Below are 20943 nucleotides of genomic sequence, written 5' to 3' on the forward strand. Positions count from 1 at the left end.
AGCCCTGAGTGAACACGACATCGCTCCCCGCACGGCCGCGGCGCAAGGCGGTACGGTGGGGCGTGAAGGATGCGGCTACGCGGTCCGAGGAGGGAGCCACCGATGATTCTGCTCCGTCGCCTGCTGGGTGACGTGCTGCGTCGGCAGCGCCAGCGCCAGGGCCGTACTCTGCGCGAAGTCTCCTCGTCCGCCCGAGTCTCGCTCGGCTATCTCTCCGAGGTGGAGCGGGGGCAGAAGGAGGCTTCCTCCGAGCTGCTCTCCGCCATCTGCGACGCGCTGGACGTACGGATGTCCGAGCTCATGCGGGAAGTGAGCGACGAACTCGCGCTCGCCGAGCTCGCCCAGTCTGCTGCGGCCACCGATCCCGTCCCCACGCCGGTACGCCCGATGCTGGGTTCCGTGTCGGTGACCGGTGTGCCACCGGAACGGGTGACCATCAAGGCGCCCGCCGAAGCGGTGGACGTGGTCGCCGCGTGACCCTGCGTGCTGTGGCGCGCCTGCACTGACGCATACGTCGCGAAGCCCCGGTCGGGGTCTCCTCCGGATGAATCGGAGGGCCTCCGACCGGGGCTTTCGCGTGTGCGAGGGGCGTACGCCCGGGGCGCGTGCGGTCCATGGGCCGCGGATCGGCCCGTTTGCCCGTCGGGGGCGCTCCGGTCAAGGTGGAGGCGGGCTGCGTTCGGGTGACCGGCGCTGGCAGCGAGGGACACGCCCCCGCGCGCCCCGCCGCGCCCCCCACGGCAGCCGGCGCATACCGGCGTCGGGCAGGAGGTGGGTGCGATGACGGTGCCGATAGTGCGCCGCGGGGCCGCGCTGGGGTTGTCGGCGCTGTGGTGGTGGGCGGTCCTGCGGCTGGCGTTGTCGGACGACGTGGGGGTGCTGGAAGGGGTCGTCGCGGCCGGTGGCTGGGGTCTGAGCCTGCTGCCGGTGCACTGCGTCCCGAAGGCCGGTGCGCGGCCCGCTCGCGGCATCCGGATCCCCGGTGGCGGCCCCGGTGCGCAGGACGAGCCGGGCGTCCCTGCGGGGGCGGTGGAACCGGCGGGCGCGTACGGCATACCCGACGGCGTGCAGCGGGGCGGGGAGGAGGCGTGCGCAGGCGCACCGGGCGCCGCGGCGGGGACCCCGCCGGGTGCGCAGCGCGACCACGGGATGCCTCCGGTGCAGCCGGAGGGCTCGGGGGACTCGTTCGTGGAGGGGCGGGGGTGGCCTTACGGGGGCGGGGACCGGTCACTGTCCGCCGAGGACGGCGGGTGGCCCTACGGCGGCGCGGGGGCGGCCCCGGGCCGTGAGGACGGCGACGGGGGCGGGACGGGCCGGTGCGGGGAGTCCGGGAGCCCCGGGGCGCCAGGGGAGAGCGGAGAGAACGGGGAGAGCGGGTGGGACGGCGGCGCGGATGGCCGTGGGGGCCGCGACCGGGTGTGACGGGGGAGCCTCAGGTGCCGGTGCGGTGGTAGCGGTCCCGCCATCGCTGAGGGGAACCCGGTGCCGGGGCGGGACCGGCCTGGCAGGTCGGGCACCAGTACGTCGGGCGCTCCTGGGAACCGTCTCCCTGGTCGGCCACCCGTACCGACGTCCGGCAGCGCAGGCAGGGGCGCGGGGCGCGGCCGTAGACGAACAGGTCCTGGTGCGGCAGGCCCGTGGTCCGGCGGACCGCCCGGTCCCGGTTGGCCTCCAGCAGCTTCCTGGCGAGTACGGGCAGCTCAGCGGCGCGGTCGGCGGGCAGCGCGCCGACCGGGAGCCAGGGCGTGACGCCGAGCAGGAAGCAGAGCTCGCTCTTGTACACGTTGCCGATGCCGGCCAGATTGCGCTGGTCCAGGAGGGCCTCCCCGAGCTCGCGGGAGGGGTCCGTCCGGAGGTTGGCCAGCGCGCGCTCCCCGTCCCAGTTTGGGCCGAGCAGGTCGGGACCGAGGTGGCCGACGGCGCGGTCCTCGTCGCCGGTGCGCAGGAACTCGAGGACCGGCAGCCGGTACCCCACCGCGGAGCGGTCGTCGGTGCCGAGGACGACCCGGATCTGGTGGCCGGGGCCGCCCCTCCAGCGCTCGCCCCGTCCGTACACCTTCCACGCGCCCTCCATCCGCAGGTGCGAATGGAGCGTCAGGTCTCCTTCCACGCGGGTCAGCAGGTGCTTGCCCCGGGCGATCGTGTTCAGCACCCGCCGGCCGGTGAGGTCGACCGTGGCGTACTTCGGCACGCGGAAGTCGCTGCGGGTCAGCACCCTGCCCGCCAGGGCGTCGTGCAGCCGTCGCGCGGCCTGCCAGACCGTGTCACCTTCGGGCATGCGTCAAGGGTGCCACGGCGCCCGCCGCCGATGCGCCCCGGCGGGATCCGCGCGCCTCACGCGCGCAGGCGCAGGCCGCGGGGGGTCGCGATGAAGCCCGCTCCTTCCAGGAGGGTGCCGACGGGGGAGGTCAGGGCCGCGGCCCCGTTGATCCGCTCGACGGTGATCGTGCCGAGGGAACCCGACCGCGCGGCACCGGCGAGGGCCTCCGCGGCCGTCTGCAGGCGCGGGTCGTCGGCCGCCGCACCGTCCGCGTCGGCGGGCCAGGCCAGCAGCGTCTTCCCGCCGCGCTCCATGTAGAGCGTCAGCTCGCCGTCGACGAGCACGACCAGGGAGCCCGCCTTGCGCCCGGGCTTGTGGGTCGTGCCGCCCGGCGGCTCGGGCCAGGAGAGGGCGGCACCGTAGGCGTTGGCGGGGTCGGAGGCGGCGAGGACCACGGCGGGGGAGTCGGCGCCACGGCCGCGCGGGCCGCGGGCGCCGTGGCCCGTGGCACCGGGGGCGCGGCTGCGGTCGCCCTGCATCCAGGGGGCGCCGTCCGGGACCCCGCCGCCGCGGGGCCCGCCTGCGCCCGGGGCCGCCGTGTCGAGCGGCGAGACGTACTCGCCGGGGCGCAAAGGCGCGTGTTCTCCGCCGCCGGGACCCGGCTCGGCGTCCCAGGGACCGAAGGGTGGGAGGGCGCCGTCGAAGGGCGCGAAGCCGTCGGGTCCGGCGCCCCCGACCTCCGGGGCGGGCAGGGCGGAGCCCCGCTCCTGGGCGGTGGCCACCGCGCGCAGCCGGTCGACCGCGCCGTCCATCGCGAACTGGGCGGCACCCAGTCCCTCCACCACATAGCCGCGGCGGGCCTGGCCGGAGTCCTCGAACGCGGACAGGATCCGGTACACGGCCGAGAAGCCGCCCTCGACCCCCTCCGCCGACACCGCGCCCCGGGTGACGACGCCGTGCCGGTCGAGCAGGGCGCGGGCCAGGGCGTGGGCGCGCACCGTGCCGTCCTCCTCCCGGCCCGGCAGCAGGGACCAGCGGCCGGCGACGGTCGGCGGCCCGCTGCGGGACGCGGTCCGGGCGGCGGCCGTCAGCGACCCGTAACGCCCGCGCGGGACCGCCCGCTTGGCGCGGTGCGCCGTGGACCCGGCGGTCCGGCCCGAGCCCAGCAGGGAACGCATCGGGGCGAGCGTGTCGTTGGTGAGCCGTCCCGACCAGGCCAGGTCCCACAGGGCGTCGGCCAGGTGCGGGTCGGTGGCCTCGGGATGGGTCGTCGCGCGGACCTGGTCGGCGATCTGCCGGAAGAACAGCCCGTAGCCACCGGACAGGGCGTCGAGGACCGACTGGTGCAGAGCGGTCGGCTCCAGCGGGTGCGGAGGCGGCAGCAGCAGCGGGGCCGCGTCCGCCAGGTACAGGGAGACCCAGCCGTCCTTCCCGGGCAGGGCGCCCGCGCCCGCCCACACCACCTCGCCCGCGGCGGTGAGTTCGTCGAGCATCGCGGGCGTGTACTGCGGGACACGCGAGGGCAGGACCAGCTTCTCCAGGGCCGAGGCCGGCACCGAGGCGCCCTGCAACTGCTCGACGGCGCGGACCAGTCCGTCGATCCCGCGCAGCCCGTGCCCCTTCCCGATGTGCTGCCACCGCGGCAGGAACTGCGCGAGCGCGGCCGGCGGCACCGGCTCCAGCTCGTGCCGCAGCGCGGCCAGGGACCGGCGGCGCAGCCGGCGCAGCACCGTCGCGTCGCACCACTCCTGGCCGATGCCCGCCGGGTGGAACTCCCCCTGCACCACACGCCCGTTCGCCGCGAGCCGGTGCAGCGCGCCCTCGGTCACCGCCACGCCCAGACCGAAACGGGCCGCCGCCGTGGCCGACGTGAACGGCCCGCGGGTCCGGGCGAAGCGCGCGAGGAGGTCGCCCAGCGGATCCTTGACCGGCTCGGTGAACGCCTCCGGGACGCCCACCGGCAGAGCCGTGCCGAGGGCGTCGCGCAGCCGTCCCGCGTCCTCCACGGCCGCCCAGTGGTCGGCGCCCGCGATCCGGACCCGGATGGCCCGGCGGGCGGCGGCCAGCTCCTTCACCCACGGCGGGGCGGCGCCGCGCTCGGCCAGCTCCGCCTCCGTCAGCGGGCCCAGCAGCCGCAGCACGTCCGCGACGCCCTCCACGTCCTTGACCCTGCGGTCCTCCGCCAGCCACTGCAGCTCCCGCTCCAGCTCGGCCAGCACCTCGGCGTCCAGCAACTCCCGCAGCTCCGCCTGGCCCAGCAGTTCGGCCAGCAGCCGTGAGTCCAGGGACAGCGCGGCCGCACGCCGCTCGGCGAGGGGGGAGTCGCCCTCGTACAGGAACTGGGCGACGTACCCGAAGAGCAGGGAGCGGGCGAAGGGGGACGGCTCGGGTGTGGTGACCTCGACCAGGCGCACCGCGCGGGACTCGATGTCGCCCATCAGCTCGACCAGGCCCGGCACGTCGAAGACGTCCTGCAGGCACTCGCGGATCGCCTCCAGGACGATCGGGAACGAGCCGAACTCGCTCGCCACCTCCAGCAGTTGGGCCGCGCGCTGGCGCTGCTGCCACAGGGGGGTACGGCGGCCGGGGCTGCGGCGCGGCAGCAGCAGGGCACGCGCGGCGCACTCCCGGAACCGGGACGCGAACAGGGCCGAGCCGCCGACCTGGTCGGTGACGACCTGGTCCACCTCGCCCTTGTCGAAGACGACGTCCCCCGCGCCCACCGGCGCCTGCTCGGAGTCGTACTCCGCGCCGGCCCGCGCCGGTTCCCCGTCCAGCAGGTCCAGGCCCATCAGGTCGGCGTCGGGCAGGCGCAGCACGATGCCGTCGTCGGCGTGCATGACCTGCGCGTCCATGCCGTAGCGCTCGGAGAGGCGGGCACCCAGGGCGAGTGCCCACGGCGCGTGCACCTGGGCACCGAACGGCGAGTGCACCACCACCCGCCAGTCGCCCAGCTCGTCCCGGAAGCGCTCCACCACGATGGTCCGGTCGTCCGGCACATGACCGCACGCCTCGCGCTGCTCGCGCAGGTACGCCAGCACATTGTCCGCGGCCCAGGCGTCCAGGCCCGCGGCCAGCAGCCGCAGCCGGGCGTCCTCCTCGGACAGCGCCCCCACCTCGCGCAGGAAGGCGCCCACCGCGCGGCCCAGCTCCAGCGGGCGGCCCAGCTGGTCGCCCTTCCAGAACGGCAACCGGCCCGGCACGCCCGGCGCCGGGGACACCAGGACCCGGTCGCGGGTGATGTCCTCGATGCGCCAGGAGCTGGTGCCGAGCGTGAACACGTCCCCCACACGGGACTCGTAGACCATCTCCTCGTCGAGCTCGCCGACCCGGCCGCCGCCCTTCTTGGGGTCGGACCCGGCCAGGAACACGCCGAAGAGGCCCCGGTCGGGGATGGTGCCCCCGGAGGTGACGGCCAGCCGCTGCGCCCCGGGCCGGCCGGTGACGGTGCCTGCGACGCGATCCCACACCACGCGCGGGCGCAGCTCCGCGAACGCGTCGGACGGATAGCGGCCGGCGAGCATGTCGAGGACGGCGGTGAACGCCGACTCCGGCAGCGAGGCGAACGGCGCGGCCCGGCGGACCAGGGCCAGCAGGTCGTCGACCTGCCAGCTGTCCATCGACGTCATCGCCACGAGCTGCTGGGCGAGGACGTCCAGCGGATTGGCGGGCACGCGCAGGGACTCGATCGCGCCGGTGCGCATCCGCTCGGTGACCACCGCGGACTGGACGAGATCGCCGCGGTACTTGGGGAAGACCACCCCGGTGGAGACCGCGCCGACCTGGTGCCCCGCGCGGCCCACGCGCTGCAGGCCGGAGGCGACCGAGGGCGGCGACTCCACCTGGACGACCAGGTCCACGGCGCCCATGTCGATGCCCAGCTCCAGGCTGGAGGTGGCGACGACGGCCGGGAGGCGGCCCGCCTTCAGATCCTCCTCGACGAGGGCGCGCTGCTCCTTGGAGACCGAGCCGTGGTGCGCGCGGGCGATCACCGCGGGCGCGCCCTGCGCCGCGCCGGAGCCCCCCATCAGCTCCGCCGGGGAGTGGTGCTCGTCCAGGGACTCGCCGGTGGCCCGCTCGTACGCGATCTCGTTGAGCCGGTTGCACAGGCGCTCGGCGAGGCGGCGGGAGTTGGCGAAGACGATGGTGGACCGGTGCGCCTGGACCAGATCGGCGATCCGCTCCTCCACGTGCGGCCAGATGGAGGGCCGCTCCGCGCCGTCGTCGCCGTCGGCGGCCGGGGCGCCGCCCAGCTCCCCCATGTCCTCGACCGGCACGACGACCGACAGGTCGAACTCCTTGCCGGACTCCGGCTGGACGATCTCCACCTTGCGGCGGGGCGACAGGTAGCGGGCGATCTCGTCGACCGGGCGGACCGTGGCGGACAGGCCGATGCGCCGGGCCGGGCGGGGCAGCAGCTCGTCCAGCCGCTCCAGGGACAGCGCGAGATGGGCGCCCCGCTTGGTGCCGGCGACCGCGTGCACCTCGTCCAGGATCACCGTGTCGATGCCGGTCAGCGCGTCCCTGGCGGCCGAGGTCAGCATCAGGAACAGCGACTCGGGGGTGGTGATCAGGATGTCCGGCGGCCGGGTGGACAGGGCGCGGCGCTCGGCGGCCGGAGTGTCGCCGGAGCGGATGCCGACCCTGACCTCCGGCTCGGGCAGGCCCCGGCGGACGGACTCCTGCCGGATACCGGTGAGGGGGCTGCGCAGGTTCCGCTCGACGTCGACGGCGAGGGCCTTGAGCGGGGAGACGTACAGCACGCGACAGCGCTTGCGCGAGTCGGCCGGGGGCGGCGCGGAGGTGAGCCGGTCGAGCGCGGCGAGGAACGCGGCCAGGGTCTTTCCGGAGCCGGTCGGGGCCACCACCAGCACGTCCGAGCCCTCCCCGATGGCCTGCCACGCGCCCGCCTGGGCGGCGGTGGGCGCGGAGAAGGCCCCCGTGAACCAACCGCGGGTCGCGGGGGAGAAGCCGTCGAGGGCCCGGTGCGCTGAGCTGGACATGCATCAATCCTGCACCCGGGCACTGACAGTGCGCGCCGAGCTGCGGCGTCGCGCGCTCCGGGGCGCCGGGCGGCCGGCACGGGGCAGGCGGCGCCCGACCGTCGTCCGCCGCGCCCACGGGTGCCGGGGACCGCCCCTCGGATACCGGTGGTGCCGCGCCGTGGCGGAAAATCGAGGCATGGCGGGTTCGGGCGAGGAACGGGCACGGCACTGGCAGTACGCGGAACTGCCCGGTGTCGACCTGCTGCGCGCCCGGTACGTCCGCAAGGAGTTCGCGCGGCACACCCACGAGCACTTCGTGATCGCCGCGATCGCCGAGGGCGTCGAGGTGTTCCACCACCGCGGGGCCGACCGGTACGCGGGACCGGGGGCGCTCGCCCTGGTCAACCCCGACACACCCCACACCGGCCGGGCCGGCGGGCCCGAGGGGTGGCGGTACGGGGCCGTGTACCCGGCGCCCGGCCTGGTGGCTGCGATCGCCGCGGAGACGACCCGGCTCCGCGGCACGCCCGGCTTCGTGAGCCCGGTGCTCGACGACCCGTACGCCGCACGTCTCGTGCACCAGGTGCTGCGGGCCGCCGAGGAGGGCAACGCCCTGGCCGCCGACACACTGCTGCGGGTGGCCGTGACCCGCCTCCTGCGCCGCAACGGCGGCACGCCCTCCCCGCGGCAGGTGCCGACGGCGGGCGCCCGGACCGCGGCACGCGCGCGTGCCGTGCTGGAGGAGCGGATGGCCGACCCGCCCTCCCTGGAGGTGCTGGCCGCCGACCTCGGAACCGGCCCGTTCGCCCTGCTGCGCGCCTTCCGGGACGCCTACGGCATGCCGCCGCACGCCTGGCTGACCGACGCACGGGTGCGCCGGGTCCGGCGGCTGCTCGACGCGGGCACCGCCCCGGCGGAGGCCGCCCTCACCGTCGGATTCGCCGACCAGTCGCACCTCAGCAGGCACTTCTCCCGGATCGTGGGCGTGCCGCCCGGGGCCTACCAGCGCGAGCGCAAGAACGTACAAGACGCGCGGGCCGGGCAGCTCCTACCGTCCGAGGCGTGGCAGAACAGACAGCACCAGCAGACACCGGCGCCCCGCCCGGCGCCGCCAAACCCGACGCGGCCGTCGTCCGGGACGCCCTCGGCGTCGGGGTCGCCGTGGGACTGTCCGGGGTCGCCTTCGGGGTGACCGCGGCCGGCAGCGGGCTCGACGTGGTCCAGACGTGCGCGCTCAGCCTGCTGGTCTTCACCGGCGCGTCGCAGTTCGCGCTCGTCGGGGCGCTGGCGGCCGGCGGAAACCCGCTCACGGCCGCCGCGGGCGCCTTCTTCCTCGGCGTGCGCAACGCGTTCTACGGGCTGCGCCTGTCCCAGGTGCTGGCCCTCCCGCGCAGGGTGCGGCCGTTCGCCGCCCAGTGGGTCATCGACGAGACCACCGCCGTGACCCTCGCCCAGCCCGGCCGCCGCAGCGCGCGGATCGGCTTCACCGTCACCGGGCTGACCCTGTACGTGCTGTGGAACCTGACCACCCTGCTCGGCGTGCTGGGCGCCGGCGCGCTCGGCGACACCGACGCCTGGGGGCTGGACGCGGCCGGTCCGGCCGTGTTCCTCGCACTGCTCGCCCCCATGCTGCGGACCGCCACCGAGCGGGCCGTCGCCGGTCTCGCCGTGCTGCTCGGGCTCGGGCTGCTGCCCGTGCTGCCGGCCGGCGTGCCGGTCCTGCTGGCCGCGTTGGCCGCCCCGGGCGTGCTCTGGCTGGAGGGCCGCCGCCGGGGGGCACCCGACCGCGGACCCGTCGGCGCCGACCCCCGTGGGGAGGACCGGTGAACGTCTGGATCGCGATCGGCGCGACCACCGCCGGCTGCTACGCCGTCAAGCTGACGGGACTGCTCGTGCCCGCGGGCGTCCTGGACCGCCCGCTGGTGAAGCGGCTCGCCGCGCTGCTGCCCGTGGCCCTCCTCGCGGCCCTCACCGCCCAGCAGACGTTCGCCGACCGGCACGGGCTCGTGCTGGACGCGCGGGCGGCCGGGCTGGCGGCCGCCGCCGTGGCGCTGCTGCTGAGGGCACCGTTCCTGGTCGTCGTCGCGGCCGCCGTGGTGGTGACGGCGGGGGTACGGGCCCTGGCCGGCTGACGGCCAGGGCCGCCCGGGGGACGCGCCGCCCGGTGCCCCGGCGCGGCACGCAGGCCGTCCCGTCTCAGCCGATCGCCCGGCCGTACGCCCTGAGCCTGCGCAGGGCCTCGATCGTCACCAGCGGGCGTGCCTCCAGGGCCGGCGCCGGAGCCCAACGGCGCCAGGTGACCGGCCAGCCGCCGTCCGGCTGCTGCCGGCTCGCCAGGAAGTCCAGCGAGCGGCTCATCTCCGCGTCCGTGAACCACGCGCGCGCGAGGGAGTCCGGTGTCCTCGCATAGTCGTGCGGGAAGTGATGCTCCGCGGGCGCGTAGCCGGGCGCCACCGGGTGGGCCGCCAGGTTCTCCGGGTCCAGCGCGGCGAGGCGGGCACCGCGGACGAGGCGGCCGAGCCGGTCGGCGGCCGCCTCCGCGCGGGGCCGGTCCGGCACGGAGTCCAGGAAGGCGACCGCCGCCTCGACCTCGTACGGGTGGGACGTCTCCAGCGACTCGATGCGCCGCCAGCACCAGTCGGTGGCCCGGAACAGCCACGCGTGCCACACCTCGTTGCGGTGCAGCAGGCCCACCACGGGGCCGGTGGCGAGGAGGTCGCTCGGCGGATCGTCCACGATCGGCACGAACGGCGCCGCGGGATAGCCCCACTGCCCGGGATGCACCGCGGGAAGGGCGCCGTCCGCGGTGGACACCGACGTCAGATGGCGGCACACCCGTTCCACGCGCTGGCCGCCGCAGCGCCCGATGGCGTCCAGGACACGCAGCGCGTGCGCGGTGTGCAGCGGCTGGCTGACGGGGCCGCGCAGATCGGGCTCCAGGGCGTGGCCGTACCCGCCGTCCTCGTTGCGGTAGGCGTCCAGCGCGCGGTCCACCGGATCGGGACCGCCGTTCAGGAAGTGGTACGCGAACAGGCGCTGCTCCAGCACGCGCGCGGTGAGCCACACGAAGTGCTCGGCGCGGAAGAGCGGTGACGACGCCGGGGGCGCCGGGGGAACGGGGGAGTGTCCGGTCTCGGGCATGAGTCAGACCGTAGGGCGGAAAGCGGTCCGGCAGGAGGTCCCCGACGGAGCGCACCCCCGCGGGCGGGATACTGGGGTCATGCGGTTGACGGTCTTCTGGCAGCGGATGGCGGAGCACTTCGGTCCGGGGTACGCCGACACCTTCGCGCGCGATCACGTGATGACGGAGCTCGGGGAACGCACCGTGCACGGGGCGCTGGACGCCGGCTGGGACGCGAAGGACGTGTGGCGTGTCGTCTGCCACGTCATGAACGTGCCGCAGGAGAGGCGCTGACCGGGCGCGGGGCCGGGGCTGTGGAGCACCCGCCCGGCACCGGCTGTCGGCGGCGTGGGCGAGACTTGCCCCGTGGCACCCACTGACGACACCGGGCAGCTCGCCCCGCACGCCTCCCCGTCCGGCACGACGCCTCCGCCCCGGCCCCCCGCCGAGGGCGCCGCGGGCACCGTCGGGCCGACCGCCCGTATGCCGCGCTGGCTGCCGCGCGCGATGGTGCTGGCCCTCGCGCTGGTCGCCTCGTTCCAGCTGGGCAGTTGGGCGTTCCACCAGCTGACCGGCCTGCTGATCAACATCCTCATCGCGTTCTTCCTGGCCCTGGCCATAGAGCCGGCCGTGAGCCGGATGGCCGCCCGCGGCATGCGGCGTGGACTCGCGACGTTCCTGGTCTTCCTCGGCCTGGCGATCGCGGTGGCGGGCTTCGTCACCCTGCTCGGGTCGATGCTCGCCGGGCAGATCATCAAGATGGTCGAGGGCTTCCCGGCGTACCTCGACTCCCTCATCCACTGGGTCAACACGACGTTCCGCACCGAGCTGCGGCGCGTCGACGTCCAGGAGGGACTGCTCCACTCCGACTGGCTGCGCAAGTACGCGCAGACCAGCGCCGCCGGCGTGCTCGACGTGTCCGCGCACGTCCTCGGCGGCCTCTTCCAGCTGCTGACGGTGGGGCTGTTCTCCTTCTATTTCGCCGCCGACGGGCCGAGGCTGCGCCGCGCCCTGTGCTCCGTACTGCCGCCCGCCCGGCAGGCCGAGGTGCTGCGTGCGTGGGAGATCGCCGTCGACAAGACCGGCGGCTACCTCTACTCGCGCGGCCTGATGGCCCTGGTCTCGGGGATCGCCCACTACATCCTGCTGCAGGCCCTCGGCGTGCCCTACGCGCCCGTGCTCGGGGTCTGGGTCGGCCTGGTCTCGCAGTTCATCCCGACCATCGGCACCTACCTCGCGGGCGCCCTGCCGATGCTGATCGCCTTCACCGTCGCCCCCTGGTACGCGGTGTGGGTGCTCGTCTTCGTGGTGGTGTACCAGCAGTTCGAGAACTACATGCTCCAGCCGAAGCTGACCTCGAAGACCGTCGACATCCACCCGGCGGTCGCCTTCGGGTCGGTGATCGCGGGCACTGCGCTGCTCGGCGCCGTCGGCGCGCTGATCGCCATCCCCGCGGTGGCCACCCTGCAGGCCTTCCTCGGCGCCTACGTGAAGCGGTACGACGTCACGGACGATCCGCGCGTGCACGGTCACCGCAGACGGGGCACGGCTCCCGGGATGTTCGCCCGCGCGCGGGGGCTGTGGGCGCGGCCCGCGGCGGAGGCTGGACCGGGGGAGCCGCGGGTCGTGACGCAGGCCGGCCCGCGGGAGGCCGCGGACACGGCGGAGTCCGAGCGGAGCGGCCCCGGCGAGCGGTCGCAGCCGTAGCCGGGACCGCGGAACCTGTGGGCGGACCGCGGGGCCGGCGGGTGGGACCACGGGCTCAGAGGGCGAGGACCGCCCAGCCCCCGGCGCCGAGGACCGCCACGGCGTAGGCGGCGACCGCGCCGGTGACCATCCGCTCCCGGTCCCGCTCGTTCCACGAGGTGCGGGACAGCAACAGGGCCAGCGCGGGCAGCACGAGGACGGCGTGCAGACTCACCCCGTGCAGGGGCTTGAGGGGCGCCGTCGACGCGTAGGCCGCCTGCTGGTGGCCGGCCCGGCTCAGCACCACACCGCGCGCGATCATCGCCGCGCCCGAGGCCAGGCCGACGAGCAGGATCGCGAACCCGGCGCGCACCGCACGCGCCATCCCGGCGGGCCCGGCCGGCCGGTGGCGGAAGGACACCACCGCGAACAGGGTCAGGACCACCACGAGGACGGCGCCGCCGAGCGCGAGCGTCATCGACACCGCCGTGTCGAAGGGGGTCTCCGTGTCGAGGTGCGAGGGCACCCCGCGCCAGGCCTGCAGGGTGATGCCGGCGACCTCGACGACGCAGTCCGCGGCGAACACGACGAGCAGCGCCGCGCGCAGCCGCTCCCCGACCCGCAGGTAGGACGTCACCCAGGTGACGGCGATCAGCGTGAGGCCGAAGGACAGCCCGAACGTCACCGGCTTGCGCCAGGAGACCGGCCCGTCCCAGGGGCCGCCGTCGACGGCGAACACCCCGAGGTGCAGCAGACCGGACAGGATCAGGACCAGTCCCGTGCCGTGGCACAGCCGCTCGGCGGGGCGGAGCGGGAGGCGGCGGAGCGCGGCCCGGCCGACCTGGGCCGAGCCGTACGGGGCCGGGCCGGACGGGGCCGGGCCGGACGGGGCGCCGGTGCGGTCCCGTCCGGCGGACGGCGGGGGCGTGGTGGATCCGGTGCGGGGTGTCCTTCGGGTCATGGGCCAAGGCTCCAGGTCCGCCCGGCACCCGTCGTCCTCCGGTCGGAGACATCCGCGGTACGCCCGGAGAAGGCCGGTGCGTGGAGTCGCGGGGTGCGCTTGACACGAAAATCGAACATCCATTCTTATGGAAGTTCCGGCGAGGCTCGACGGAGGAGGGTTCGCTCCGTTTCGGGCGGTAAGTGCCCGAGTTATCCACAGACCGGGCGGGCGTCGGGGCGCATTGTCAGTGGCAGGCGTTAGCGTCTTTGACGTGAAGCGATCGACTCAAGCAAACCGGGTGGAACCCATGGCAGGAACCGACCGCGAGAAGGCGCTCGACGCCGCACTCGCACAGATTGAACGGCAGTTCGGCAAGGGCGCGGTCATGCGCATGGGCGAGCGGTCCAGGGAGCCCATCGAGGTCATCTCGACCGGCTCGACCGCGCTCGACGTGGCCCTCGGCGTCGGTGGCCTGCCCCGCGGCCGGGTGGTGGAGATCTACGGCCCGGAGTCCTCCGGCAAGACGACGCTCACCCTGCACGCCGTGGCCAACGCGCAGAAAGCCGGTGGCCAGGTCGCCTTCGTGGACGCGGAGCACGCCCTCGACCCCGAGTACGCGAAGAAGCTCGGCGTCGACATCGACAACCTCATCCTGTCCCAGCCGGACAACGGCGAGCAGGCCCTGGAGATCGTGGACATGCTGGTCCGCTCCGGCGCCCTCGACCTCATCGTCATCGACTCCGTCGCCGCGCTCGTCCCGCGCGCCGAGATCGAGGGCGAGATGGGCGACAGCCACGTCGGTCTGCAGGCCCGTCTGATGAGCCAGGCCCTGCGGAAGATCACCAGCGCGCTCAACCAGTCCAAGACCACGGCGATCTTCATCAACCAGCTCCGCGAGAAGATCGGCGTGATGTTCGGCTCGCCGGAGACCACGACGGGTGGCCGGGCGCTGAAGTTCTACGCGTCGGTGCGTATCGACATCCGCCGCATCGAGACCCTGAAGGACGGCACGGAGGCGGTCGGCAACCGCACCCGGTGCAAGGTCGTGAAGAACAAGGTCGCGCCGCCCTTCAAGCAGGCCGAGTTCGACATCCTCTACGGCCAGGGCATCAGCCGCGAGGGCGGCCTGATCGACATGGGCGTGGAGCACGGCTTCGTCCGCAAGGCCGGCGCCTGGTACACGTACGAGGGCGACCAGCTCGGCCAGGGCAAGGAGAACGCGCGCAACTTCCTCAAGGACAACCCCGACCTGGCCAACGAGATCGAGAAGAAGATCAAGGAGAAGCTGGGCGTCGGCGTGCGGCCGGAGGAGCCGGCCGCGGAGCCGGGTGCGGACGCCGCGGTGTCCACCGGCACGGAGGACGCGGCGAAGACGGCGCCCGCCCCGGCGGCCGGCAAGGCCACCAAGCCCAAGGCCGCCGCAGCCAAGAGCTGACCCGTGACGCGACGAACCGACTGGGCCGAGTACGCCGCCGGGCACGAGCACACCGACGCCGGGGCCGGTGCCCCACGGGGGAGGGGCACCGGCCCCGGCCCGGCCGCGGACGCCGGCGTCGCCGAGGACGGCGGGACACCGGGCCGCCCGAGGCGGCGCCGGCGCGGCTTCGGCGAGGCGGCTTCGGCCGGGGACAAGGACTCCCCTCCCTCGTCGAGGGCCGGGCGGGAGGAGTCTTCGGGGGACCCGGTGGAGCGGGCGCGCGCGATCTGCCTGCGCCTGCTCACCGGGACCCCGCGCACCCGCAAGCAGCTCGCGGACGCCCTGCGCAAGCGGGAGATCCCCGACGAGGTGGCGGAGGAGGTGCTGGCGCGGTTCGAGGAGGTCGGGCTGATCGACGACGGCGCGTTCGCGGACGCGTGGGTGGAGTCCCGGCACCACGGCCGGGGCCTGGCCCGGCGCGCCCTGGCCCGGGAGCTGCGGACCAAGGGCGTCGACGCGGCCGTGATCGACGAGGCCGTCGCCCAGCTCGACACCGATCAGGAGGAGGCCACGGCACGCGAGCTCGTCGCCCGCAAGCTGCGTGCCACCCGCGGCCTCGACCGCGACAAGCGACTGCGCCGCCTTGCGGGCATGCTCGCCCGCAAGGGCTACCCCGAGGGCGTGGCCCTGCGGGTGGTCCGGCAGGCCCTGGAGGAAGAGGGCGAGGACCCGGACTTCCTCGGGGACGACGGATACTGACCGGATCCGCTCACGCGGAGGGCGGCGCGTCTTTCTGAGGGGCCGTCACCGGCAGGCCCGCCGCCCTCCACGCCTGGAAGCCGCCGACGAGATCGGTCGCCCGGTGCAGCCCCAGCCGGTGCAGGGACACGGCGGCCAGACTGGAGGCGTAGCCCTCGTTGCAGATCACGACCACCCGCACCTCGTGATCGGCGGCCTCGGGGAGGCGGTGGCTGCCCTGCGGGTCCAGCCGCCATTCCAGCTCGTTGCGTTCCACGACGAGGGCGCCGGGGATCAGGCCGTCCCGGTCGCGCAGTGCCGCGTAGCGGATGTCGACCAGCAGGGCGTCGCCCGCCGCGTGTGCGGCACGGGCCGCGTCGGGTTCGATCCGCCGGTAGCCGCTGCGGACCCGCTCCAGAAGTTCGTCGATGCCGGTCGGCCGCGGATCCCGGGCGCTCACTGCCAGTGCTCCGGACGCTCGACCTGCTCCAGCCGGAGCACCTGCCCGGCCCGGCTGTAGCGGCGGATCTGCGGCAGCGGCGGGTAGTAGGCGTGCACGGAGACCGCGTGCCGGTGCGCCGACTCGTTGAGGACCTCGTGGACGTGGTGGTGGCCGAACGAGCGGGCCCGTCCGGCCGGGAGCCGGCGCGTGCGGTCCACGTCGTCGCTGAGTTCCAGGGTCTTCCAGCCGTCGGTGGGCAGCCGGGCGGCGAGGGAGTGCTCGGTCAGCTCGCCCGAGGCGGTGAGGAAGGCGCCCAGGGAGTCGGCGTGGTCGTGCCAGCCGGTGCCGCTGCCGGGCGGCCAGCCGATCAGCCAGGCCTCGCTGCCGCCGGGCCCCTCCAGGCGTACCCAGGTGCGGCCTTCGGGATCGAGGGGGAGCGAGGAGATCAGCTCGGTGTCGGCGGCGGTCCGCCGGACGAAGTCGAGGAGGTCCGCCTGAGCGGGCGCCTGCGCGGTGGCGGGCGCGGACAGGGAGGGAGAGAGAGACACGTACACCGTCCTGAGGAGTGTTCGCCAAAGGCGCGCGGCAGCACGAGGGCGCGCGCGAGGAGCAAGGAACGCGAATTCAGCAGGGACGGCGACACACGCAGCCCGCATAGCGGACGAGGTCCATATGGACCCTCCGCCACAGGCGCACATCGGTGTCGGTCACGATCCGGAGTACACCACGGGGGTGCGGGCCGGTCAAACAGCCATCAGCATGCGGACACCGCGCGGCGCGGCGCGTGGGGAAGGGGAGGCCGGACGCGGGGGCACGACCGCCCCGGAGCGGCCGTTCGCACCCCCGTGGAGCGCGGGCGTGCCGTCAGCGGGCGCCCGCTTCGGCGTGGGCCGCCACGCCGACCGGTCCGCCAAGCGCCGCCTCGGCCGCCGCGTACAGGTCGGCCGGGCGCACGCCGTTCAGCGCCGTGACGAGGTGGCCGTCGGGACGGACCAGCAGGACGGAGTGCGCGGCCGCGCCCGGGTAGCTCTCGGCAACGAGCAGTTCCGCGGGGCGGGGCAGCGCGGTGACCGCGGCGGCCAGCCGCGGCATCACCCCCGCGCTCACCCAGTGCCGCCGCTCCCACACGACGGTGCCCGGCGCGATCAGCACCACCAGCAGGGCCCCGCGGCCCAGCCGTTCCCGCAGCGGTACGAGGGCGCCGTCCTCCGCGGTGACCGGGACGTCGGCGACCGGAGCACCGACGTCCGTCCCGACGGGCACCTCCGCCTCGACGGGCGCGGGCGCGAGCGGCGACCCGTCGTACGTGCCGGGTGCGCCGAGCGGGCCGCGTCCGAGGTGGGCGTCCATCAGCAGCGCGTCGTTCCCACGGGACGCCCCGGGGACGTAGGAGCGCAGCCCGCCGCCCCCGCGCAGCAGCGGCAGCGTCTGGTCCGCGGCGCGCAGCCGGGCGGCGACGGCGGCCCGTCGTTCCGCCTGGTAGCTGTCCAGGAGGGCCTCGTGCGCACCGTGGTGCCAGGCGAGGGCGAGCTTCCAGGCGAGGTTGTCGGCGTCCCGGAGACCCTCGGCGAGGCCCTGGGTGCCGAAGGCGCCGAGGAGGTGTGCCGCGTCCCCGGCGAGGAAGACCCGCCCCGCGCGCCAGCGGCGGGCGAGCCGGTGGTGCACGGTGTGGACGCCGGTGTCCAGCAGTTCGTACGCCGGCGTGGGGTCGCCGGTCCAGCCGGTGAGGGTCTCCCGGATGCGGGTGACGAGCAGTTCGGGGGTGACCAGGTCCTTGCCGGGCGGGAGCAGCCAGTCGAGGCGCCAGACGCCGTCGGGCAGGGGGCGGGCGGTGATCTCGCCCGCCGAGGGGCCGGAGCCGCGCCACGGCGGGGTCCGGTGGAGGAACGCTTCGTCGGGGCGGGGGAGTTCGGTGCGCAGTGCGGCGACCGCGTGCCGTTCGACGGCCGTGCGGCCGGGGAAGCGGATGTCCTCCAGCTTGCGCACGGTCGACCGGGGGCCGTCGCAGCCGACGAGGTAACTTCCGCGCCACCAGGTGCCGTTGGGGCCACGGGTGTGGGTCGTGACGCCGGACGGCTCCTGCTCCACGGCGTCCAGGCGGCTGTCCGTGGCGAGTTCGACGAGCGGCTCGCGGGCGGCGGCGGTGCGCAGGGCACCCGTCAGCACGTGCTGGGCGAGGTGCAGGGGGGCCGATCCGGGCTCCTCGAAGCGGGTCTCGCGCATCACCTGTTTGCGCCGCAGAGACCGCCATCCGGCCCAGTACGTCCCCGCCTCGCCGAGTGCGGCGCCGGTCAGGCGCTCGACCAGGGCCGTGGTGTGGTCGTCCAGGACCACCGTGCGTGCGGCGCGCGCCGTGTCCCGGCCGGGCCCCTCGTCCAGGACGACGGACGGCACCTCCTGGCGTGCCAGCGCCAGGGCGAGCGTGAGCCCGACGGGCCCCGCTCCGACGACGATCACCGGATCCACGACGCAGCGCCCCCTGCCCGTGTCGGTGTCCTCGGGGCCGCAGGGGAACAGGAAGGCGGAGCAGGGTGCGCGATCACAGAACGTATGCAACAGACTGGGCGCCGACCGGTCAAGCGGGACTCACGCTCGGTGCCCCGGGGTGCCCCCTGCGCGCGGTCCCTGCGCCCCCTGCGGCGGACGCCGCCCCGTCCGCGGCGAGGACGATCGACGAGCGGGCCGGGGCACGGGGTCTCCGTGGACGGCGGAACGGGGCAGCGGCATCCACGCCCCTGCCCCGTCCGGGAGAACCTGCCGGCGCCGGACCCGGCCGAAGCCGGACCGCCGGACCGGGTCCGGTCAGATCGGCCCGCCCGCGTCCGGCGCCGCGCCGCCCAGGTGGGCCGGGTTGAGGTCCTCGACGTCCTCGGCGGTGAGGACCGCCCCCGTGCTCCTCTTGCTGCGGCGCAGCCGGCGCTCCAGCCAGGAGGCGCAGCTGGTGAGGATGAGGTTGAGCACGATGTAGATGATGCCCACCACGATGAAGCTCGCCACGACGTTGGCGTAGTTGGCCGCGAGGGTGCTGCGCGCGTTCAGCAGTTCCGTGAAGTTCAGAAGGACGCCGCCGAGCGCGGTGTCCTTCACGATGACGACCAGCTGGCTGACGATGGCCGGCAGCATGACGGTCACGGCCTGCGGCAGCAGGATGCCGGCCATGGTCTGGCCCTTGCGCAGGCCGATGGCGTAGGCGGCCTCCGACTGGCCCTTGGGCAGGGCGAGGATGCCGGCCCGCACCACCTCGGCCAGGACCGAGGCGTTGTAGAGCACCAGGCCGGTGACCACCGCGTACAGGGGGCGGTCCTCGCTGCTGATGTCCGAGTAGCGGACGTAGAGCTCGTTGGCGAAGAGCATCAGCAGCAGCACCGGGATGGCCCGGAAGAACTCGACCACCACCGCGGCGGGCGCGCGGACCCACCGGTGGTCGGACAGGCGGGCGATGCCGAAGAGGGCGCCCAGCGGGAGGGCTATCACCATGGCGAGTGCGGCGGCCTTGAGGGTGTTGAGAAGGCCGGGCACCAGATACGTGGTCCACGCCTCGGAGGTGGTGAAGGGCTGCCACAGGGCCCACTTCAGCTGGCCCTTGTCGTCCATCACCTGCCACACCCACCACAGGAGCAGGGCGAGCAGGGCCGCGAAGACGACCGAGAGGACGACGTTGCGCCGCTTGGCCCGCGGGCCGGGGGCGTCGTAGAGGACGGAGCTCATCGCTTCACCGCCAGTCGCTTGCCGAGCCAGCCGAGGAGGAGGCCGACCGGCAGGGTCAGGACCACGAAACCGAAGGCGAACACGGCGCCGATGGCGAGCGTCTGGGCCTCGTTCTCGATCATGGTCTTCATCAGGGTGGCGGCCTCGGCGACGCCGATCGCCGCGGCCACGGTGGTGTTCTTGGTCAGCGCGATCAGGACGTTGGCCAGCGGGCCCACGACCGCCCGGAAGGCCTGCGGCAGCACGATCAGCCGCAGCGACTGACTGAAGCTCAGGCCGATCGCCCGGGCCGCCTCGGCCTGCCCGACGGGCACGGTGTTGATGCCCGAGCGCAGCGCCTCGCAGACGAACGCGGCGGTGTAGGCGACGAGTCCGAGCACCGCCAGCCGGAAGCCCTGGACGGCGAAGTTGTCGGCCGCGCCCAGGGTCACGCCGAAGATGTTGGCGAGGCCGAGGGAGGAGAAGACGATGATGACCGTCAGGGGGATGTTCCGGACGATGTTGACGTAGGCGGTGCCGAACCCGCGCATGACCGGGACCGGGCTGACCCGCATCGCGGCCAGCAGGGTGCCCCAGACCAGGGAGCCCACGGCGGAGAAGACGGTGAGCTTCACCGTCATCCAGAACGCCCCTAGGACGTCGTAACCTTGAAGAAAGTCGAACACGATCTCCCGCGCTTCCGGGTGTGTGGCGTACGAGGAGGGCGTGGCGCGCCGCCGCCGTGATCGCGGCGGGCGGCGGCGCGCCCGTGGACCCTGCGGCCCCTGCGGGTGCCGGGGAGCCCTGGGCTACTTGACGATCTGGCCGATCTTCGGCGCCGGCTCGTTCTTGTAGTCCGCCGGGCCGAAGTTCTTCTTCACCGCGGCGGCCCAGGAGCCGTCCTTGACCATCTTCTCGAGCGCGGTGTTGATCTTGTTGACGGTCGCGGTGTCGCCCTTCTTGACGCCGATCCCGTAGTTCTCGTTGCTCAGCTTCAGGCCGGCGAGCTTGAACTGGCCCTTGTACTTGTCCTGCGCGGCGAAGCCCGCGAGGATCGAGTCGTCGGTGGTGACCGCGTCCACGGCGCCGGTCTGCAGACCCGCGATGCACTCCGAGTAGCCGCTGTACTGCTGGAGCTGGGCATGCGGGGCGATCGTCTTGGTGATGTTCTGCGCGGAGGTCGACCCCGTCACGGAACACAGCTTCTTGCCGTTGAGGTCCTTACCCTTGATGATCTTCGCGTTCTTCTTCACCAGCAGGTCCTGGTGGGCCAGCAGGTACGGGCCGGCGAAGTCGACCTTCTGCTTGCGCTCGTCGGTGATCGAGTAGGTGGCGACGATGAACTTCACGTCGCCGCGGGCGAGCGCGTTCTCCCGGTCGGCGCTCTTGGTCTCGACGAACTCGATCTGGTTCGGCTTGTAGCCGAGCTGCTTGGCGACGTACGTGGCGACGTCCACGTCGAAGCCGGAGAAGGAGCCGTCGGGCTGCTTCAGGCCGAGACCGGGCTGGTCGTACTTGATGCCGACCTTGATCTTGTCGCCGGAGGCGCCGCCGCCGTTCTTGCCGTTCGAGCTGCACGCCGTCGCCGAGACGGTGAGGGCGAGCACGACGGCCGCGGCGGCGGTGACCTTGCGGAGCTTCATGGTGAACATCCTTGGTGAGTG

The 20943-nt window shown here is 74.4% G+C and carries 19 protein-coding genes and 1 pseudogene; 9 read left to right on the plus strand and 11 right to left on the minus strand.

What is annotated here, in order from left to right:
* Nucleotides 1–102 precede the first annotated feature (102 nt).
* Both P3H78_RS29140 and P3H78_RS29145 read left to right on the plus strand, forming a co-directional pair.
* On the plus strand, nt 103–477 hold the full coding sequence (locus tag P3H78_RS29140; protein ID WP_276112160.1) for a helix-turn-helix domain-containing protein: 375 nt from the start codon (nt 103–105) through the stop codon (nt 475–477).
* A 303-nt stretch (nt 478–780) separates the two neighbouring features.
* Nucleotides 781–1422, plus strand: a complete 642-nt coding sequence (locus tag P3H78_RS29145) for a hypothetical protein (RefSeq protein WP_276112197.1) — start codon at nt 781–783, stop codon at nt 1420–1422.
* Between the two features lie 10 nt (nt 1423–1432).
* Here P3H78_RS29145 and P3H78_RS29150 read toward each other — a convergent pair whose 3' ends face one another.
* Both P3H78_RS29150 and P3H78_RS29155 read right to left on the minus strand, forming a co-directional pair.
* Nucleotides 1433–2278: a DNA-formamidopyrimidine glycosylase family protein gene (locus P3H78_RS29150; protein WP_276112161.1), complete on the minus strand. Its 846-nt coding sequence runs from the start codon at nt 2276–2278 to the stop codon at nt 1433–1435.
* Nucleotides 2279–2334: 56 nt separating this feature from the next.
* A complete protein-coding gene (locus P3H78_RS29155; protein ID WP_276112162.1) occupies nt 2335–7263 on the minus strand; it encodes an ATP-dependent helicase in 4929 nt (1642 codons plus the stop codon).
* A 178-nt stretch (nt 7264–7441) separates the two neighbouring features.
* On the opposite strand from P3H78_RS29155, the pseudogene P3H78_RS29160 reads away from it, so the two are divergent.
* The 3 genes and pseudogenes from P3H78_RS29160 to P3H78_RS29170 form a co-directional block, all read left to right on the plus strand.
* Nucleotides 7442–8194, plus strand: a pseudogene (locus tag P3H78_RS29160) (AraC family transcriptional regulator); the annotation flags it as partial.
* A 113-nt stretch (nt 8195–8307) separates the two neighbouring features.
* Complete coding sequence (locus tag P3H78_RS29165) at nt 8308–9072, plus strand: AzlC family ABC transporter permease (RefSeq protein ID WP_313884434.1); 765 nt, start codon at nt 8308–8310, stop codon at nt 9070–9072.
* Nucleotides 9069–9377: an AzlD domain-containing protein gene (locus P3H78_RS29170; protein WP_276112165.1), complete on the plus strand. Its 309-nt coding sequence runs from the start codon at nt 9069–9071 to the stop codon at nt 9375–9377. Before P3H78_RS29165 ends, P3H78_RS29170 begins: the two co-directional genes overlap by 4 nt.
* 64 nt (nt 9378–9441) lie before the next feature.
* Here the strand turns inward: P3H78_RS29170 and P3H78_RS29175 are convergent, their stop codons facing one another.
* Nucleotides 9442–10386 carry a hypothetical protein gene (locus tag P3H78_RS29175; protein WP_276112166.1) on the minus strand — a complete coding sequence of 315 codons (945 nt, stop codon included), beginning with the start codon at nt 10384–10386 and terminating at the stop codon, nt 9442–9444.
* A gap of 79 nt (nt 10387–10465) precedes the next feature.
* Between P3H78_RS29175 and P3H78_RS29180 the strand changes: the two genes are divergently transcribed.
* Complete coding sequence (locus P3H78_RS29180) at nt 10466–10660, plus strand: DUF3046 domain-containing protein (RefSeq protein ID WP_276112167.1); 195 nt, start codon at nt 10466–10468, stop codon at nt 10658–10660.
* Between the two features lie 72 nt (nt 10661–10732).
* Nucleotides 10733–12073 (plus strand): AI-2E family transporter, encoded by a 1341-nt coding sequence (locus tag P3H78_RS29185; RefSeq protein WP_276112168.1) that lies wholly within the window; start codon nt 10733–10735, stop codon nt 12071–12073.
* 55 nt (nt 12074–12128) lie between these two features.
* On the opposite strand, the gene P3H78_RS29190 is transcribed toward P3H78_RS29185, so the two are convergent.
* Nucleotides 12129–13013 (minus strand): hypothetical protein, encoded by an 885-nt coding sequence (locus P3H78_RS29190; RefSeq protein WP_276112169.1) that lies wholly within the window; start codon nt 13011–13013, stop codon nt 12129–12131.
* Between the two features lie 289 nt (nt 13014–13302).
* Between P3H78_RS29190 and recA the strand changes: the two genes are divergently transcribed.
* On the plus strand, nt 13303–14430 hold the full coding sequence (gene recA, locus P3H78_RS29195) for a recombinase RecA (protein WP_276112170.1): 1128 nt from the start codon (nt 13303–13305) through the stop codon (nt 14428–14430).
* Nucleotides 14431–14433: 3 nt separating this feature from the next.
* Nucleotides 14434–15171 (plus strand): recombination regulator RecX, encoded by a 738-nt coding sequence (gene recX / locus P3H78_RS29200; protein WP_276112171.1) that lies wholly within the window; start codon nt 14434–14436, stop codon nt 15169–15171.
* A 10-nt stretch (nt 15172–15181) separates the two neighbouring features.
* Here recX and P3H78_RS29205 read toward each other — a convergent pair whose 3' ends face one another.
* From P3H78_RS29205 to P3H78_RS29230, 7 genes are all read right to left on the minus strand, one after another.
* Nucleotides 15182–15610 (minus strand): rhodanese-like domain-containing protein, encoded by a 429-nt coding sequence (locus tag P3H78_RS29205; protein WP_276112172.1) that lies wholly within the window; start codon nt 15608–15610, stop codon nt 15182–15184.
* Nucleotides 15607–16140 carry a cupin domain-containing protein gene (locus P3H78_RS29210; RefSeq protein ID WP_276112173.1) on the minus strand — a complete coding sequence of 178 codons (534 nt, stop codon included), beginning with the start codon at nt 16138–16140 and terminating at the stop codon, nt 15607–15609. The genes P3H78_RS29205 and P3H78_RS29210 overlap by 4 nt, the downstream gene beginning before the upstream one ends.
* Nucleotides 16141–16216: 76 nt before the next feature.
* The gene (locus P3H78_RS33445) at nt 16217–16303 is read right to left on the minus strand and encodes a putative leader peptide (protein ID WP_369015727.1); all 87 of its coding nucleotides are present in this window, start codon (nt 16301–16303) and stop codon (nt 16217–16219) included.
* A 153-nt stretch (nt 16304–16456) separates the two neighbouring features.
* Nucleotides 16457–18058, minus strand: coding sequence for an FAD-dependent monooxygenase (locus tag P3H78_RS29215; RefSeq protein WP_276112174.1), 1602 nt, complete (start codon nt 18056–18058; stop codon nt 16457–16459).
* Between the two features lie 336 nt (nt 18059–18394).
* Nucleotides 18395–19300, minus strand: a complete 906-nt coding sequence (locus tag P3H78_RS29220) for an amino acid ABC transporter permease (RefSeq protein ID WP_276112175.1) — start codon at nt 19298–19300, stop codon at nt 18395–18397.
* A complete protein-coding gene (locus P3H78_RS29225; protein ID WP_276112176.1) occupies nt 19297–19965 on the minus strand; it encodes an amino acid ABC transporter permease in 669 nt (222 codons plus the stop codon). The genes P3H78_RS29220 and P3H78_RS29225 overlap by 4 nt, the downstream gene beginning before the upstream one ends.
* A gap of 123 nt (nt 19966–20088) precedes the next feature.
* Nucleotides 20089–20922 carry a glutamate ABC transporter substrate-binding protein gene (locus P3H78_RS29230; RefSeq protein ID WP_276112177.1) on the minus strand — a complete coding sequence of 278 codons (834 nt, stop codon included), beginning with the start codon at nt 20920–20922 and terminating at the stop codon, nt 20089–20091.
* Between the last annotated feature and the right edge of the window lie 21 nt (nt 20923–20943).

Source organism: Streptomyces tropicalis (genome assembly GCF_029269835.1).
GTDB classification, from domain to species: domain Bacteria; phylum Actinomycetota; class Actinomycetes; order Streptomycetales; family Streptomycetaceae; genus Streptomyces; species Streptomyces tropicalis.